Annotated in this window: 17 protein-coding genes and 1 tRNA gene; 8 read left to right on the top strand and 10 right to left on the bottom strand. The window is 74.3% G+C overall.

Annotated features, from left to right (window positions below):
- Positions 1-44: 44 nt before the first annotated feature.
- Positions 45-1,139 (bottom strand): LolA family protein, encoded by a 1,095-nt coding sequence (locus ACN27A_RS30885; protein WP_421457997.1) that lies wholly within the window; start codon positions 1,137-1,139, stop codon positions 45-47.
- 93 nt (positions 1,140-1,232) lie between these two features.
- Here ACN27A_RS30885 and ACN27A_RS30890 point away from each other — a divergent pair, with 93 nt between their 5' ends.
- Both ACN27A_RS30890 and ACN27A_RS30895 read left to right on the top strand, forming a co-directional pair.
- On the top strand, positions 1,233-1,889 hold the full coding sequence (locus ACN27A_RS30890; protein WP_132240027.1) for a response regulator transcription factor: 657 nt from the start codon (positions 1,233-1,235) through the stop codon (positions 1,887-1,889).
- Between the two features lie 95 nt (positions 1,890-1,984).
- Entirely contained in the window at positions 1,985-3,511 is a 1,527-nt protein-coding gene (locus ACN27A_RS30895; protein ID WP_421458685.1) for a sensor histidine kinase, read from the top strand.
- Positions 3,512-3,668: 157 nt separating this feature from the next.
- On the opposite strand, the gene ACN27A_RS30900 is transcribed toward ACN27A_RS30895, so the two are convergent.
- Together ACN27A_RS30900 and ACN27A_RS30905 are read right to left on the bottom strand one after the other, a co-directional pair.
- A complete protein-coding gene (locus tag ACN27A_RS30900) occupies positions 3,669-5,231 on the bottom strand; it encodes a tetratricopeptide repeat protein (protein ID WP_421457998.1) in 1,563 nt (520 codons plus the stop codon).
- A 57-nt stretch (positions 5,232-5,288) separates the two neighbouring features.
- Positions 5,289-5,750: a MarR family winged helix-turn-helix transcriptional regulator gene (locus ACN27A_RS30905; protein ID WP_421457999.1), complete on the bottom strand. Its 462-nt coding sequence runs from the start codon at positions 5,748-5,750 to the stop codon at positions 5,289-5,291.
- 50 nt (positions 5,751-5,800) lie between these two features.
- Between ACN27A_RS30905 and ACN27A_RS30910 the strand changes: the two genes are divergently transcribed.
- Positions 5,801-6,322 carry a VOC family protein gene (locus ACN27A_RS30910; protein WP_421458000.1) on the top strand — a complete coding sequence of 174 codons (522 nt, stop codon included), beginning with the start codon at positions 5,801-5,803 and terminating at the stop codon, positions 6,320-6,322.
- 125 nt (positions 6,323-6,447) lie between these two features.
- Positions 6,448-7,338, top strand: coding sequence for a hypothetical protein (locus tag ACN27A_RS30915; protein WP_421458001.1), 891 nt, complete (start codon positions 6,448-6,450; stop codon positions 7,336-7,338).
- Positions 7,339-7,395: 57 nt separating this feature from the next.
- On the opposite strand, the gene ACN27A_RS30920 is transcribed toward ACN27A_RS30915, so the two are convergent.
- Complete coding sequence (locus ACN27A_RS30920; protein ID WP_007075522.1) at positions 7,396-7,575, bottom strand: DUF4236 domain-containing protein; 180 nt, start codon at positions 7,573-7,575, stop codon at positions 7,396-7,398.
- Positions 7,576-7,900: 325 nt separating this feature from the next.
- Between ACN27A_RS30920 and ACN27A_RS30925 the strand changes: the two genes are divergently transcribed.
- A complete protein-coding gene (locus ACN27A_RS30925) occupies positions 7,901-8,470 on the top strand; it encodes a flavin reductase family protein (protein ID WP_421458002.1) in 570 nt (189 codons plus the stop codon).
- A gap of 39 nt (positions 8,471-8,509) precedes the next feature.
- On the opposite strand, the gene ACN27A_RS30930 is transcribed toward ACN27A_RS30925, so the two are convergent.
- From ACN27A_RS30930 to ACN27A_RS30940, 3 genes are read right to left on the bottom strand one after another with little or no spacing between them, the layout of a single operon-like run.
- Positions 8,510-9,022, bottom strand: coding sequence for a GNAT family N-acetyltransferase (locus tag ACN27A_RS30930; protein WP_421458003.1), 513 nt, complete (start codon positions 9,020-9,022; stop codon positions 8,510-8,512).
- Positions 9,022-9,477 carry an RrF2 family transcriptional regulator gene (locus tag ACN27A_RS30935; protein WP_121398934.1) on the bottom strand — a complete coding sequence of 152 codons (456 nt, stop codon included), beginning with the start codon at positions 9,475-9,477 and terminating at the stop codon, positions 9,022-9,024. Before ACN27A_RS30935 ends, ACN27A_RS30930 begins: the two co-directional genes overlap by 1 nt.
- A gap of 7 nt (positions 9,478-9,484) precedes the next feature.
- Positions 9,485-10,387: a helix-turn-helix transcriptional regulator gene (locus tag ACN27A_RS30940; RefSeq protein WP_421458004.1), complete on the bottom strand. Its 903-nt coding sequence runs from the start codon at positions 10,385-10,387 to the stop codon at positions 9,485-9,487.
- Positions 10,388-10,657: 270 nt separating this feature from the next.
- Between ACN27A_RS30940 and ACN27A_RS30945 the strand changes: the two genes are divergently transcribed.
- Positions 10,658-11,434 carry a glucose 1-dehydrogenase gene (locus ACN27A_RS30945; RefSeq protein WP_132240034.1) on the top strand — a complete coding sequence of 259 codons (777 nt, stop codon included), beginning with the start codon at positions 10,658-10,660 and terminating at the stop codon, positions 11,432-11,434.
- Positions 11,435-11,537: 103 nt separating this feature from the next.
- Here ACN27A_RS30945 and ACN27A_RS30950 read toward each other — a convergent pair whose 3' ends face one another.
- The gene (locus ACN27A_RS30950) at positions 11,538-11,969 is read right to left on the bottom strand and encodes an SsgA family sporulation/cell division regulator (RefSeq protein WP_053653619.1); all 432 of its coding nucleotides are present in this window, start codon (positions 11,967-11,969) and stop codon (positions 11,538-11,540) included.
- Between the two features lie 303 nt (positions 11,970-12,272).
- On the opposite strand from ACN27A_RS30950, the gene ACN27A_RS30955 reads away from it, so the two are divergent.
- Both ACN27A_RS30955 and ACN27A_RS30960 read left to right on the top strand, forming a co-directional pair.
- Positions 12,273-12,818, top strand: coding sequence for a TIGR02611 family protein (locus tag ACN27A_RS30955; RefSeq protein WP_421458687.1), 546 nt, complete (start codon positions 12,273-12,275; stop codon positions 12,816-12,818).
- A 104-nt stretch (positions 12,819-12,922) separates the two neighbouring features.
- Positions 12,923-12,994: transfer RNA gene (locus tag ACN27A_RS30960), tRNA-Val, on the top strand.
- Positions 12,995-13,297: 303 nt separating this feature from the next.
- Here ACN27A_RS30960 and ACN27A_RS30965 read toward each other — a convergent pair.
- Together ACN27A_RS30965 and ACN27A_RS30970 are read right to left on the bottom strand one after the other, a co-directional pair.
- A complete protein-coding gene (locus tag ACN27A_RS30965) occupies positions 13,298-14,848 on the bottom strand; it encodes a hypothetical protein (RefSeq protein WP_421458005.1) in 1,551 nt (516 codons plus the stop codon).
- Between the two features lie 21 nt (positions 14,849-14,869).
- The gene (locus ACN27A_RS30970) at positions 14,870-15,244 is read right to left on the bottom strand and encodes a hypothetical protein (RefSeq protein ID WP_421458006.1); all 375 of its coding nucleotides are present in this window, start codon (positions 15,242-15,244) and stop codon (positions 14,870-14,872) included.
- Positions 15,245-15,383: the final 139 nt, after the last annotated feature.

Consider the following 15,383-nt stretch of genomic DNA (forward strand, 5'->3'; position numbering starts at 1 on the left):
CAGCGGGGGCCCGCCGCGTGGCGGGCCCCCGGGACTGCCGGTCCTCAGCCCCTGGCGACCTCGTAGAGCCGCTCGGGCGTCACCGCTCCGGCGATGAGCCGGCCGTCGTCGGTGAGCAGCGCGCTGAACAGCTTCCCGGTCAGCAGCCGGCCGCTGCCCCAGTCGCCGCTGACCTTCGGCAGCCTGCCGAGCAGCGCCGCCGCGTCGCCGGTCGACCCGTCCCCGGCCCGGTCGGCGGGCGCGCCGGCGCCGTCGAGCCGCGCGACCACCACCGTGGCCCAGCTCTCGCCGACGGTACGCACGTCCGGCCGCTCGCCGTGCGCCGGGCGCTTCCCGGGCGCGTCGGCGGGCTGCCTCCCGGCGGTCTCCTCGGTCACCTTCACCCCGGGCGGCGGGTTGAAGGTGAACTGCTCGGCGTCCGGCCGGGCGTACGACACCTGGGTGAAGGCCATCTCGAAGGCCGGCTTGTCGCTGCCGTCGGCGAAGACCTCGAAGCGCAGCGGCACGTGCTCGCGCGCGTCGATGGCGATGCGCACCTGGTGCACCAGCGAGGCGGCGTCGCGCGGGGCGAGCACCAGCTCGTACGCGTCCCGGCCGGCGACCGTGGCGGACCGGCCGACGCTCACCTCGGTGCTCGGGCTGATCGCCGCCAGGGCCCGGTCGGCCGCCTCCCCGGGGGTGACCGGCAACTCCTGGCTCCCGGCCCCGGCGGCGCCCTCGGGCAGCGTGCGGTGGGTGGCGGTGTTGGACCGGCTGTTCCAGGCCCACACGTCGCGGCCGTTGCGGATGACGTCCCGCTCGCCCAGCGTGTCCACGAGGGCGATGCGCTGCCGGTCGGGCCCGGAGTGCCAGACCCGCAGCGTGTGCGTGCCGGTCAGCAGGCCGGCCGGCCCGTCGCCGGCGACCAGGCCGGCCAGCGGCGGCAGACCCAGGTCGGCGCGCTGCACGACCGTGCCGGAGAGCCCCTCCAGCCGGGAGGTCTGCAGGTCGACCAGGAGTTGGGCGGCGGTACGCGGCGGCAGGCTCGGCTCGGCCTGGGCGGCGAACGTGCCGAGCGCGGCGCCGCCGCCGATGACGGTCACGACGGCGGTCACCGGGACCAGCCAGCGTAGGACGGGACGGCTCTTCAGGACGGACATGTGACACCTCCTGCCGACATCCTGCCCGAACGACGCTGTGAGGGCGCTGAGGACGACCGTGCGACCGCCCGCACGGGTGGCACCCTTGACCCCGTGCGGTTGCTGGTGGTGGAGGACGAGTCGCGGCTGGCGTCCGCCCTGCAACGGGGTCTGCAGGCCGAGGGGTTCGCGGTGGACGTGGCGGCGACCGGCCCGGCGGGGCTCGACGCGGCCCGGCACGGCGGGTACGACGCGATGATCCTCGACGTGATGCTGCCCGGCCTCTCCGGCTACGAGCTGGTGCGCCGGCTGCGCGCCGAGGAGCACTGGCTCCCGGTGCTCATGCTCTCGGCGAAGGACGGCGAGTACGACCAGGCCGACGGGCTGGACTGCGGGGCCGACGACTACCTCACCAAGCCCTTCTCGTACGTCGTGCTGCTGGCCCGGCTGCGGGCCCTGTTGCGTCGCGGCGCCCCCGAACGCCCCACGGTCCTGGCGGTCGGCGACCTGCGGCTCGACCCGGCCCGGCGGCGGGTGACCCGGGCCGACGCCGAGGTCGCGCTGACCAGCCGCGAGTTCGCGCTGCTCGACTACCTGATGCGCCGCCCCGGCGAGGTGGTCTCCAAGACGGAGCTGCTCGACCACGTCTGGGACGCCAGCGTCGAGACGGCGCCCAACGCCGTCGAGGTGTACGTGGGGTACCTGCGGCGCAAGATCGGCCGCGAGCGCCTGGAGACGGTCCGGGGCGCCGGCTACCGGCTCGCCCCGTGAAGAGCGAAGGAAGGGCACCTTCCTACCGCGTACGCGGTAGGAAGGTGCCCTTCCTTGCCGGGGTGCGCGGCGCGCTCGGGCTGCGCGGGCGGCTGATGGCGGTCGGGGTGCTCGGGGTGTCGGGGGGACTGGCCGTCGGCGGGCTCGTCCTGCTCGCGGTGCTGGGCTGGGCCCTGCAACGCGCCGTGGACACCGAGGCGTTCCAGACCGCCGACGCGGTCGCGCTGCTCGCCGCCGAGGAGGTCCTGCCCGATCCGCTGCCGGTGGCCGGTGGACAGGTCCGGGTGCAGGTGATCGACGCCGAGGGCCGGGTCCGGGCCGCCTCGATCGACGCCGACCGGCTGGTGCCGATGGTGTCGCCGGAACGGATCGACACCGGCGCGCGGCAGCGGCTGACGGTGTCGGGGGAGCGGGTCGGCCTGGCCGGGCCGGTGCGGGTGGTGACCGTACCGGCGGGCACCGCCGCCGACCCGCGCACCGTCCTGGTGGCCCGGTCGCTGGCGGACGTACGGCACAGCGCGCACGTCGTACGGACCATCCTGCTGGTGAGCTTCCCGCTGCTGGTGGCGGTGCTGGCCGCCGTGGCGTGGCGGGTGGTCGGCGCGACCCTGCGCCCGGTGGAGGCGCTGCGCCGGGGCGCCGAGGAGATCACCGGGCGGGACGGGGGCGGGCGGCTGCCCGTACCGGCGTCGCAGGACGAGATCCACCGGCTGGCGGTCACGCTCAACGGGATGCTGGGCCGGCTGGAGTCCGCCCGGGACCGGCAGCGGGCGTTCGTCGCCGACGCCGCCCACGAGCTGCGCAGTCCGCTGACGAACATCCGTACCGAGCTGGAGGTCGCCCGGCGGCTCGCCGACCGGACGGACTGGACGGCGGTGTCGGCGAACCTGCTCGCCGACACCGAGCGGCTCGGCCGGCTCGTCGACGACCTGCTGCTGCTGGCCCGGCTCGACGAGCGGCCGACGGCGCGGGCCACCGGGCCGGTCGAGTTGGGGGCCCTGCTGGCGGCGGTGGCCGCCCGGTACCCGTCGCCGCCGGTGCGCCTCGACGCGCCGGTGACGCCGCTGTGGACCGAGGGCGATCCCGACGAGCTGCGCCGGATCCTCACCAACCTGGTCGACAACGCCGTCCGGTACGCCCACGGCGAGGTGGTGCTGACCGCCGGTCCGGGCGCCGACGAGGCGGGCGGCGTCGGCGGGACGGCCGGTCGGGGAGCGGTGGACGGCCGTCTGGCCAGCCGGGAAGCGGCGGACGGCTGGACAGCCGGCCCGGGAGCGGTGGACGGCGGGACGGCCGGTCGGGGAGTGTCGGACGGCGGGACCGCGGGCGGGGGAGCGGGCGGCAGCGGCGCGGGGGCGTACCACCTGGTGACGGTGACCGACGACGGGCCGGGGATCCCGGCCGCGGACCGGGAGCGGGTCTTCGGGCGGTTCACCCGGCTCGACGACGCCCGCGCCCGGGACGACGGCGGCGCGGGCCTCGGGCTGGCCATCGTGCGCGAGCTGGTCCGCCGGGCCGGCGGCGGCATCGTCCTGACCGACGCCCGCCCTGGCAGGGGCGGCGGTCCGGGGCTGCGGGTACGGCTGCTGCTGCCGGCCCTGCCCGACCCGGAGCGGCCCTGACGGACCGGGTCACGCCGGACGGTGGCCCAGCCGGACCGCCCGCCGCACCCGCGATCGGCGCCGCGCCACCGGGACCCGCGACGGCCCGTCAGCCGGAGCGGCCCGTCAGTCGCCGACGGCCCGTCAGCCGCGACTGACCGTCAGCCAAGACGGGCCGTCAGCCGCGGCGGGTGCAGACCTGCTGGGCGCGGGCGATCGTGTCGGTCGACCACACGACCGCGACGGTGAAGCAGTAGTCGGTGCTGCGGTTCAGTCCGTAGACGACGAAGGCGGTGGTGCCGGCGGGCAGGTTGGCGAAGGCCGTCTGCGCCTGGCCCTCCCGGCCGCCCGAGATGACCACCGGGCCCTCGCCGCCGGCCGGGTACGTCCAGCGCAGCGCCACGTTGTCGCGGTTGTCGCGCAGCGTCACCGAACCCGGCGGGCTGCCGGGGGAGGCCACGGCCCCGGCCGTGGGGCCGGCGGCGGGCGGGGCGCCCGTGCCGGCCGGGTCCCCGGCCCGCGTGGAGGCCGGTGCGCCGGTGGCCGCCGGGGGTGCCGGGTCGGGGTCACCGTCGACCCCGGCCACCCCGGCGATCACCGCGGCCGTGCCCAGCAGCACCACCAGGACGCCGCCGACGGCGAGCGGCAGCAGCCGGTTGCCGCGCCGGGACGGGGCGCGGTGCACCGGCACCGGCAGCAGCCGCGACGGCTGGTAGGGCTCCTCGGGCGCGCCGGGCTGGCGGACCCGGTGCACCCCCTCGGCCTCCTCGGTGGCGCCGCCGGCCAGGGGGACGACCGCCGGCGGCACAGCGCTGTCGGCCGGCCCGTCCCCGGCGTCGGCCTCGGGCGGCCACCAGCCGGGCGGCGGGTCCTCCGTCGGCTGCCGGGGCGTCGGCACCACGTGCGGCGGCCCGGCGTACGGGTCCGGCTCCGCCGGGCGGTAGCCCGCCTGCGAGGGGTGCTGTGCCGTCGCCGGCCCGTCGCCCGGAGGCGGGGTACGCGCGGACGGCACGATCGGACCGTCCCGGTCGACGGGCGCGGTGTCGGCGCAGACGTGGTCCGGGTTGGCCGCCGCCCTGGCCAGCCCCGCCACCTGCGTGGCCAGCGGGTCGTCCGCCGGCAGGTGCTGCCGGCACAGCTCCCTGGCCAGCGCCAGGTTGTCGTGCGCCTCGGCGAACTGCCCGCAGTCACGCCGCATCGCCCCGAGCCGGGCCAGCATCTTGATGCCGCTGGGGTGCCCGTCGCCGTAGACCTCGCGGTGCAGCTCCCAGGCGTCCAGCAGCCGGTCGCGGGCCACCTGGCACTGGCCGCGCGCGTACTCCACGGTGGCCAGGTCGGCGTGGGCGGCGAGCACCCGTAGCGACTCGGGACCGTCGAGCGCGGTCAGCTCGATGATCACTTCCTGGTAGAGCCGGGCGGCGCGCGACCAGCTGCCGACCCGGTGCAGCACCGCCGCGAGGGTGGCCGCGGCGGCCACCGTGCGCTGGTCGGAGCGCCCGTGCAGCCGGGTCGCGGCCGCGTACGCGAAGGCGGCCCAGCCCCGGGCCGAGTGCGGCTCGCCGAGGGCGACCAGCACGCGGGCCTGGAGGCTGGCGGCCTCGGCCAGCTCGGGTGTGGCGTTGGCCGGACGCGGGTCGGCGTCGGTCAGCGCGTCGGCGAGCAGCCGTTGGGCACCGGCGAGGTCGCCGGAGGACACCAGGTAATGCGCCTGGTCAGTCAGTTCACCGAAGCCGGAAGGCACGCCCCATCGTGCTCATCCGACGACGGTAAGTACAAGACCCGAGCGGGAGTGTATTGGTCAAGAACCGGTCAGGTGTGCGGCGAGCGTCTCGCTGATCCGGCGCAACTGGTCCACCTGGGCCGGGTTCAGCGCGTCGAACAGGTGCCGGCGTACCCCCTCGACGTGGCCGGGCGCGGCGGCGGCGAGGGTGGCGAATCCCTCCTCGGTGAGGACCGCGATCTGCCCGCGCCGGTCGGTGGGGCACTCCTCGCGGCGGACCCAGCCGGCCGCCTCCAGCCGGGCCACGGCGTGCGAGAGCCGGCTGCGCGAGGAGCCGCTGACCTCGGCGAGGTCGCTCATCCGCAGCCGCCGCTGCGGCGCCTCGGAGAGCCGGACCAGGATCTCGTAGTAGGCGTGCGGCATCCCGGCGTCGCGTTGCAGCTCCCGGTCCAGCGCCTCCATCAGCGCCCGGGAGGCGGTCAGGTACGCGCGCCAGGTGCGCTGCTCGTCGGGGTCCAGCCAGCGGGTCATGACGCCCATCATACGCAAGATAGTTGAACGTTCAACAAAACCGCGCTAGCGTCGGTGGCATGGGAATCCACCGCCTCAACCACGCCGTGCTCTACGTCAGTGACCTCGCCCGCAGCGTCGCCTTCTACCGCGACGTGCTGGGCTTCCGGCCGATCCCGATGACGCCGGACGGCTTCGGGGGCGCCGCCTTCCTCCAGGCGCCCGGCTCCACCAACGACCACGACCTCGGCCTGTTCGAGGTCGGCGCGGGCACCGGCCCCTCCACCGCCGGCCGCGGCACCGTCGGGCTCTACCACCTGGCCTGGGAGGTCGACACCCTCGACGAGCTGGAGGTGACCGCCCAGCGGCTCGCCGCCGCCGGCGCCCTGGTCGGCGCGTCCGACCACGGCACCACCAAGAGCCTCTACGGCCAGGACCCGGACGGGCTGGAGTTCGAGATCGTCTGGCTGGTGCCCGCCGACCGGCTCGACGACGCCGCCCTGGCCGCCCGCAAGCGGATCGGCCGGCTCGACCTGGACGCCGAGCGGCGGCGCTACGGCGGCCAGACCCGTGGCGGCGTGGGCGTCTCCGTCCCGGCCTGACCCCGACGGCGTCCCGTCCTGGCCGGCCCGGGGACACCGACGCCGCCCCGACCGCGCGCCGCGCCGTCCGGCCCGGATGGGGGAGCTGTGCCCGGCCCGGGACGGGCGTGCGGTAGAACGGCAGCATGCCGACCGACGCCGTCCTGCGCGAGCTGCTCGTCCGACACCTGGAGACCTGGCTGCCGGGGGCGCTGCACCGCGCCCGGCGGGCCACCCTGGCCCTGGCGTACGCCGGCGGCGACGCCGGCTTCGCGGAGGCCGCGCTGCGGGTGGTCGCCCGGCACGCCGACCGGCTGCGGGGTCGCCAGCTCACCGTGCTGGTGCTCGCCGACGGCACCGAGGAACTGCCGGCCCGGCTCGGCGCCGTGGAGGCGGAGCTGCCGGCGGGCGTCGCCGTGCACCTCGTGCCCGGCGGACCGGCCCGGCTGCCGGTGGCGGTCAAGGCGGCCGGCGCGGCCGGCGCGCCCCTGCTGTCCGTCGTGGACGACGCCGCCGCCGATCCCGCCGTGCTGACCGCCGCGGCGATCGGCAAGCCGGCGGACGTGCTGCTCGCCACCGCCGCCGGCACCCCCGCGCGCGCCGCTCTCGCCGACGCCGGGTTCCCGCTGACGACCGAGGTGGAGCTGGTGCCCGCCGACGGGGCCCCGGCGCGGCTGCTCGCCTTCGCGACGGGGTCGGACAAGAGCCTGGAGGCGTTCAAGGAGGCGCTCTGGGCGGTCGACGGTGCCGCCGGCGTGCGCTACCGCGACCCGGCGGGGCGGCTGCTCGACGTCGTCGCGGCCCCGGAGCCCGGCCCGCTACGCCGCGAACTGCTGGCGGAGCTGGCGCGCTCCGGTCCGCGTACGGTCACCGAGCTGCGCCGGCACGCCCTCACGGCGACCGCCTACCGGTCGTCCGACGCCGTCCGGGCGCTGACCGGCCTGCTCGACGCGGGGGAGGCGACCCGCGACCCGGAGCACGGCCGGCTCGGCGGGGACGTGGTCGTCTCGGCGCGCGGGGACGGGCCGGCGTCCTGACGCGAACGTCGAGCGGGGTGCCGGTGGATCACCGGCACCCCGCTCGACCTCGGGACCTCACGCCCGGGACTTGTCCTGCTTCCAGGACAGCGGACCCGGCAGGTCGACCCGGTGCGCCTTGGCCCGCGAGTTCCAGGACCAGCGACCGATCTTGATGCTCCAGGAGGAGAAGCCGTTCTCGGTGAAGTTCAGGATGATCGGACCGTACTTCTTGCGCTTGCGGAACATCAGACCCATCGTCGGACTCCCTTCGATTCCCTTCCCTGCCCTGTCGAACCCGAACATGCCCGGATCGCCGAATCGTGAAACCCCAGCCCGTCCGCTCTGGACGGTGGTGGGGCGCCCGTGCGTCCGAGGGCGTCGAACCCCACCTGCCGGCATAGGGGTTCGAGGCGGTGTCGGCCGACGTCGATCCCGTCTCCGATAGGGGCATTGACCGGGGCCCCGGCCCCCGGCAGCATGGGGCGATGACGCAGCGGGACGATCTTCTCCACGCGGCTCGCCTGCCCGTCGACGCAGGGCTGCCCGGCGCCTCCGGCGCCCACCCGACCCCGCAGCCGGCGTGACCACCGTGGAGTGGCTCAGGCAGGGCGACGCCGACCTGCTGCCGGTGGACCGGGACCTGTTCCGGACGCTGCTGCGCCGGCAGGCCGCCACCGTCACCGTCGTCACCGCCGTCGCCCCTGGCACCGCGCCGGCCCACCCGGACGCCTCCGGCGGGCCCGTCCGGGCCGGCTTCACCGCCACGTCGTTCACGTCGGTCTCGCTGGACCCGCCGCTGGTCTCGTTCTGCCTCGGGACCGCCTCGTCGAGCTGGCCCGTCTTCGCCCGCGCCGAGCACGTCGCCGTGCACCTGCTCGGCGCCCACCAGCGGGAGGCCGCCCGGGTCTTCGCCACCGGTGGGATCGACCGGTTCGCCGCCTATCCGCACTGGACGCCGGGGCCGTTCGACGTGCCGCTGCTGACCGGAGCGCTGGCCCGGCTGCTGTGCCGGGTCGCGCACCGGGTGCCGCTCGGCGACCACACCCTCTTCGTGGTCGAGCCGCTCGCGCTCGGCGGCGGCGAGGACGGGGACCCGCTGGTCTACCACCGGGGCGGCTACACCACGACGGGCCCGCCGCCGGGGCACTGACGAGGGCCGGGCCCCCGAGGCGCGGCCGGCCGGCCCTGGTCAGGCGGGGGCGCGGTCGACGACGAGCACGCGGGTCGTGCTGCCGTCGTCCTCGGCGATGTCGCGTTCGTGGACGAAGCCGATCCTGGCCAGCAGCGACAGCGAGGCGTGGTTGGCGTCGGCGACCGTCGCGTACACGCGGGGCAGGCCGAGGGTGTCGAAGCCGTAGCGGACCAGGGCCCGGGCCAGCTCCGTGCCGAGACCGGCGCCCCAGGCCGGCTTCGCCAGCGCGTAGATGATCTCGTGACCGTCGACCTGGTCCGTCCGCTTGATCTCGGCGTGCCCGACGTAGCGACCGTCCCGGCGCACCGCCCAGACGTCGAAGAGGTCTTCCGCGTAGACCTTCGTGAAGATCCGCCCGAAGAGGGCGCCGGCCGCCTCGGCGCTCAGCGGGCCGTCGCCCATGAACCGGCCCACCTCCGGGTCGACGAGCAGCGACACGGCGTCCTCGGCGTCGTCCGGCCGGTAGGGCTCCAGCAGCAGGCGGTCGGTGTGCAGGACGGGGGTGGGCATCAGCGCGGCTCCCAGGCGTCGGGCAAAGCCGTCAACCTACGGACGTGGGCGGGCAACCGGCCACTGATTATCTCCGCGAGGCTCACCTCGTCGACCACCCGTCGCACGGCGGCCCGCACCGCGACCCAGAGCCCGGGGAGGTTCTCCGCCGCGCCCTCGTAGCTGGTCTCCTCCGGGCGCAGCCCGCGCACCCCGGCCAGCGGACCCTCCACGGCGCGCAGCACCGCACCGACGGTCACCTCGCGCGGCGGCCGGGCCAGCGTGTAGCCGCCCTCGGCGCCGCGCTGCGCCCGGACGATGCCGGCCCGCCGCAGGTCGGCCAGGACGGCCTCCAGGAACTTGCGCGGCATGTCCTGCTCCGTGGCGATGGCCTGGGTGGACAGCAGCCGAGGGTACGCGGTGGCGAGGCTCAGGGCCGCCCGTACCGCGTAGTCGCCGCGCGCGGAGATCTGCACCCCGACATCATGCCCCGCCCGGTCGGCCGGCCGCGTCGGCGGGCGGGCGGGGACGGACCACCGGCCCGGGTACCGGCTGCTCGCGGGCCGCGCGGAACGCGCCCGGGCTCACCCCGACCTCCCGGGTGAAGAACCGGCCGAAGTTCGTCGGCTCGGAGAAGCCCAGCCGCCGGCCGATGCGGGCGATCGGCTCGTCGGTGGCGGCCAGCAGCCGGCTCGCCTGGAGGGCCACCCGCTCGTCGACCACCTGCTTGGCGCTGCGTCCGGTCACCGCCAGGCAGGCCCGGGTGAGCGTACGCACCGAGCAGCCCAGCCGGGCGGCGTAGTCCTCGACCCGGCGGGTGTGCTGGTAGCCGCGTTCGACCTCGCGGCACAGCCGATGGAAGGTGGCGGCCTCCGCCCGCGTCGCCGGGTGGGCGCGTTCGGGCAGCATCGACAGCCGCAGCAGCAGCACGGCGAGCTGGTGGCGGAGCAGTCCGCGCGCGACGCCCAACCCCCGGTGCCGCTGGCAGTCCACCGCCAGCTGGCTCACCTCGTTGATCACCGCGTCCTCGTCCTCGCCGGCGAGCTGGAGCCAGGCCGGGACGGCGTCCGGGTCGACGTCGAGCCCGTGCAGCGCCGCCGGATCCCAGCGCACCACCGTCGCGTCGAGCTGCGGGCCGGCGCAGCGCAGCACCTGGCCGGCGCGCACCCGCAGCAGCGTGCCGGGGCGGCAGGGCAGGGCGCGGAAGTCCAGCTCGGCCGTGCCGTGTCCGCCCGTGGTCAGCACGAGCAGGTCCTTCTCCAGCAGCACCGGACGAGGCCAGCGCGGCTCAGGGGCGAGGTCACCGAGGACGACCGTGTCGATCTCGGCGGGGGCGGTCGCCGGCTTGCCGGGCGGAGCGGGGGAGAGCTGACCGGAAGAGACCATCGCCTGCGACGGTAGCCCGGGGCGACGGTCGACGCATCCCGGGACGGCCGCCCAGGCCAGCGGCCGGCCAGTCACGCCGTGGCTCCGGCCCGCCGGCCGAGCGGTGCGCCGGGCCACGCGGGCGCCCGGCGGGGGTTGTCGAGGTCGTCGGGGGCGGGCTACGTTACCGAACGGTAGCGCCGTCCGGTGGAGGCACGGCCGGAGCCGGTCCGCGCCGGACCCGGGCCGCCCCGCCCCCGGCGGCCCCGGCCGACTCGCGATGGGATGGGCATGACGGATCTGTTCTCGGTCGAAGGCAAGACGGTCCTGGTCACCGGCGGCTCGCGGGGGATCGGCCTGATGATCGCCCAGGGCTTCGTCCGGGCCGGCGCACACGTGGTCATCTCGTCCCGCAAGGCGGACGTCTGCGAGGCCGTGGCCAAGGAACTCTCCGCCGAGGGGCGCTGCGAGGCCATCCCCGCCGACCTCGGCGACGACGCGGGCGCCGAGGGCTTGGCCGCCGCCGTCCGGGAGCGGTTCGACCGGCTCGACGTGCTGGTCAACAACGCGGGCGCGACGTGGGGCGCACCGCTGGAGTCGTACCCGGAGAGCGCGTTCGACAAGCTCTGGGCCGTCAACGTCAAGGCCGTCTTCCGGCTCACCACCGCGCTGCTGCCCGCGCTGCGCGCGTCGGCCAGCGCCGACGACCCGGCCCGCGTGATCAACATCGGCTCCATCGACGGCATCCGGGTCCCGATGATGGAGGTGTACGCGTACTCGGCGACCAAGGCCGCCGTGCACATGCTCACCCGCAGCCTGGCCCACCAGCTCGCCGGCGAGCAGATCACCGTCAACGCGATCGCGCCCGGGCCGTTCGAGAGCAAGATGATGGCGTTCGCGCTGGACGACCCCGCGTCCCGGGCAGCCATCGAGGGCCAGGTGCCGCTGGGCCGGATCGGCCGGCCGGAGGACATGGCCGGCACCGCGATCTACCTGTCGTCCCGCGCCGGCGCGTACCTCACGGGTGCGGTGATCCCGGTCGACGGCGGCATCACCACCCACGGCTGAGCCTGACGAAGGGCGGGAGACGGTGCGCGTACCCCCTGGTGGGCCGGAGCCGCGCGGACTCGGCAGATCCGCGCGGCCCCGGACGGCCGGTGTGGCCGGTGGTTCAGCGGCCGGCGAGCAGCCGGGTCACCGCGGTGTCGACGTCCAGGTGCTCGGCCTCGCGGCCGCGCGGGACGACGACGTAGGTCCGCCGCAGGAAGCGCACCAGGACGCTGCGCGGCACCTCGAACAGGGCGTTGCCGTCGGGCGACGACAGCGCCAGCGCGACGAAGTCCCCGCGCGGGGTGGCCCAGGGCCAGACCCGCACGTCGCCGATGCCGGCCGGCTCGTCGAGGCCCGTGACCAGCAGCTCCCGGGCGAACGACCAGCTGACCGCCTCTCCGCCGGCGGATTCGGCGTGGAACAGGACATGGACCGCATACGGATCAGCAGGGTCGTAACGCAGACTGGCACGCACCGGCAAGGCGGTGGCGTCAGGTGCGACGAGCCTTAGCGACGTCTCGACCTCTACGGTCGTCGGTCGGATGACACTCATGGACGATCTCCCCCCGGCACCGCTGCGGAACGCGCGTGTCCCGCTTTTCCCATACTCAGGTGCTACTCCTGGCTACGCTCCGCCATACGCTGACTTCACCCAGTGGTGGGAAGGGGGTCGGAAAGGCCGCGTGAATGTGAATATTCATGTAGGATTTCCGGTTCTGCCCAGTGCGTGATCCCGCCCGGCATCGGGTGGTTCAGTCGTCGACTTACTCCGGTAACGTCCAGTCGGCCGTTGCAGTGACGGGCGCGAGCCACACTGGGGGAGGAAATGGTTACGAAACGATCCTCAGTGGATCCGATGGCAGTGCCGGGCCCGCCGAACGTCGCGGCCCGAGCAGCCGAAAGGCGGGGGTACGGGGTGCCGACGGAGCAGCACGACCGGCCCGGTCGGCCGACGACCGACCGGGATGGCGCAGGCGCCACGACGCTGGCCGAGCAGCGGCAGCGACCCCGCTGGCGGCAGCGGCTGAGCACCACCCTCGACCTGATCCGGGCCAACCCGACCGGACGGGTCACCCTCAAGATCCTCGTCGCCATCGCCGGCGCCCTCGTCGTCACCATCGGCATCGCCCTCATCCCGCTACCCGGGCCGGGCTGGCTGCTGGTGATCGCCGGCCTCGGCATCTGGGCCGTCGAGTTCCACTGGGCCCGCCGGCTGCTCGGCTTCACCCGCCGGCACGTGCACAACTGGACCCAGTGGGTGAAGGACCGCTCACTGGCCGTACGCTTCGTGCTCGGCTCCGTCGGCCTGATCTTCGTCGGCTCGGTGGTCTGGCTGTCACTGAAGTACAGCTTCGGCATCGACGTGGTCGCCGAGGCGCTGCACTACCTGGCGACGCACTGACCCGGACCGACCCGGCGTCCTGTCGGGTCGACCGACCGCGGCGCGGCGCGCGGACCCCGGATTTCCGGTCCGATCCCTCGATCAGGTAGAGTCAGCGGCACTGAGGGCGATTAGCTCAGCGGGAGAGCGCTTCGTTCACACCGAAGAGGTCACTGGTTCGATCCCAGTATCGCCCACGCAGGTCAAAGGCCACCTTCCATCGATGAAGGTGGCCTTTCTGCTACCCGTACAGCAGTGAAGTACAGCAACGGTCAGCTGTCGAGCGAGTCACCAAGCCGCTTGAGTGCTTCGCGGGTCGGTTTCATGGAGACCTGCCGACGGACCCCGTGACGTCTGTCGGCAGCCGTGCGCTCAGCCGACGCCGAACGAGCGTGGTAGCGATGACGGGGTACGTCGGAGATGGCGAGGATCATCCATAGCGCATCGGCGCGGTCGATGTCTGGCAGGTCGAGGGCCGGGATCGCCGCACGTGTAGCGCTCTACTTACGCCATACCTCGATGCGGTCATCGTCAGTGGTCACCACGCCCCGTTGAAAGAGCTGAACTCGGCTCGGACCGACCAACTGCTCTGCGGAAACGGGGAACCCAATGGCGTCAACTATCAGGTGCGCCCACGTCGACGCGACCGTAGGTGGGACCGACGCCGCCACGGCCTGAAGAACCGGATCAGACACGGGTAGCGACCCGTGCGTCTCTGTGTAGAAGATGATGCCGCCCTGGAACGTCTGCGCGGTCCCCCGATCGCCCGACGTGGATTGGACATCCTGTTCGTCGGACACCGGGAACCCGAGCCAGCTGGCCGTGCCCCCGAGCTGTTCGTAGCAGAGGCCGTTGCCGGCGCGCACCGTGTGGGCCCCGTGCTCCCGGGACCAGTAGACGGTCGCGCCGCCGCCGTGTTCGAGTCCCAGGAGCCGGTCGGCCACGTCCGGCGGGTAGTCCCATTCGCCCTCGAAGCGCTGGAAGCGCCCCGACGTGCCCTGCGGCGAGTCCGCGGCCTGTGTCACAGGGCTACGGGGGAAGCCCAGCACTCCGGAAACGTCGCCCTCGTCGTCGTGGTAGTCCGCGATCTCCGTCGGGACGCGGACAGCGCCGGTCTCGGGGGTGAAGTACACGGTCCCGCCCTCGAAACGTTGCCGCCAACCCCGGGCACCGGCCCCTGAGCGGGATGGTCCGACAGCCGTTTCATCGGTGGTCGGGAAGCCCAGATCTCCCGCCGTCCCGCCCCGGTTCTCGTGGAACTCGCCGATCCTGCCCCAGACGGCGTGCGCGCCATGCTGGGGGGCCCAGTAGATTGCGGCGCCGTCGGCCGCGTGCTGCCTGGCGCGGGTGCCATCGCCGTAGTCGAAGGAGCCCTCGAATCGTTGCAGGGTGCCGAGGGTCCCCGATGGAGATGGCAGGGCCTTCTCCATCGGAGCGAGTGGAAAGCCGAGCCGACCAGCGCACCCGCCAAGGCTGTCGTGGTGTGCTGCTATGGCCCATGTCGTCGGTTGTGCCCCGGTGGCAGCGCTCCAGCAGATCGCGCCGTTGGCAAACCGTTGAGTGAATCCGCGGTAGCCGTGTCCCTGTGACGGGCCACACCGGTGGATAGCCTGCCGATGGGCATCGAAGACCTCACGCCACCGGTCCTGGCAATGCGCCATGGCTTCCACTGCTTCGGGAAGGTCGGCAAGGTCGGCGAGCTGGGCCAGCGCGATGAGCTCGGCGGCCCGGTCCGGGCTGAGTTCTGCCAGCAGGGCGACTGTCCGGTCTTCGTTGAGCCCGAACAGTGCCTGGAGCACCGCCGCGGCCGCCCTGTCGGGCATGGCTGTGAGCAGCACCAGCGCCCGGTCGCGCGAGAGGTCCACGATCCTGGCTGCGGCCGCACGCGGGCGCAGGCCCGCGAGCGCGGTGGCGGTGAGATCGGGCTCGCTGCCGAAATGATTGATAATCGTGCCGCTGTGGCCGACGATGACGCCGCGTCCGTCCCGTACGTCCACGAGTGGGTCGCGCTGGTTGCCTTCGTCGTCTCCTTCGACGCCGTTGTGCTGCATATTGCGGTTCACCCCGGCCGGTCAGAAGCGGTTGATCTGAATGTTTCCGTCGCCAGTGATCACACCCTTGGCGTCGCGCAGGTCCACGATGTATTTCCCGGTGGCGGCGCCACCAGGATCGACAAGACGGAGCACGCGTGCCGCGGCGGCAAGAACCGCTTCGTCCTGGCCGCTGTCGGTGGCTTCGACGAGCCGGATCAGACGCTGTTCGTTCGCCTGGGGGTCGGCCTCGTAGGCGCTCAGTGCGTCCGGGTCCCAGCTGTGCGTCTCGGAACGGCGGCGCAGCGCGTCACGAAGGTATCGGTACGCGTCGACAACGGCCCCGGACGTCGTCTCCGTCAGTCCCGCCGATACACCGGCTGCCATGGCAGCCACCACCATCGTCACCGGTTCCACTTGTCATCTCCATGTAGTCGCTGCTTGGGCGGAGGGACGCAGACTACGACTGATCCGGCGATCAGCGCGCGTAATGCTGAAACCGGACACTCGTCGATCGTGGCAGGGGGCAGAACCGGGTGACCGCTGCGATTGCTGA

The organism is Micromonospora sp. WMMD737, assembly GCF_049179055.1.
Lineage (GTDB): Bacteria > Actinomycetota > Actinomycetes > Mycobacteriales > Micromonosporaceae > Micromonospora > Micromonospora reichwaldensis.

Bases quoted from the DNA above. Each gene is read 5' to 3' on its own strand.
- ACN27A_RS30885 (WP_421457997.1), bottom strand. From the start codon at position 1,139: ATGTCCGTCCTGAAGAGCCGTCCCGTCCTACGCTGGCTGGTCCCGGTG.
- ACN27A_RS30895 (WP_421458685.1), top strand. From the start codon at position 1,985: ATGGCGGTCGGGGTGCTCGGGGTGTCGGGGGGACTGGCCGTCGGCGGG.
- ACN27A_RS30905 (WP_421457999.1), bottom strand. From the start codon at position 5,750: ATGGGCGTCATGACCCGCTGGCTGGACCCCGACGAGCAGCGCACCTGG.
- ACN27A_RS30910 (WP_421458000.1), top strand. From the start codon at position 5,801: ATGGGAATCCACCGCCTCAACCACGCCGTGCTCTACGTCAGTGACCTC.
- ACN27A_RS30915 (WP_421458001.1), top strand. From the start codon at position 6,448: ATGCCGACCGACGCCGTCCTGCGCGAGCTGCTCGTCCGACACCTGGAG.
- ACN27A_RS30920 (WP_007075522.1), bottom strand. From the start codon at position 7,575: ATGGGTCTGATGTTCCGCAAGCGCAAGAAGTACGGTCCGATCATCCTG.
- ACN27A_RS30930 (WP_421458003.1), bottom strand. From the start codon at position 9,022: ATGCCCACCCCCGTCCTGCACACCGACCGCCTGCTGCTGGAGCCCTAC.
- ACN27A_RS30940 (WP_421458004.1), bottom strand. From the start codon at position 10,387: ATGGTCTCTTCCGGTCAGCTCTCCCCCGCTCCGCCCGGCAAGCCGGCG.
- ACN27A_RS30945 (WP_132240034.1), top strand. From the start codon at position 10,658: ATGACGGATCTGTTCTCGGTCGAAGGCAAGACGGTCCTGGTCACCGGC.
- ACN27A_RS30950 (WP_053653619.1), bottom strand. From the start codon at position 11,969: ATGAGTGTCATCCGACCGACGACCGTAGAGGTCGAGACGTCGCTAAGG.
- ACN27A_RS30955 (WP_421458687.1), top strand. From the start codon at position 12,273: ATGGCAGTGCCGGGCCCGCCGAACGTCGCGGCCCGAGCAGCCGAAAGG.
- ACN27A_RS30965 (WP_421458005.1), bottom strand. From the start codon at position 14,848: ATGCAGCACAACGGCGTCGAAGGAGACGACGAAGGCAACCAGCGCGAC.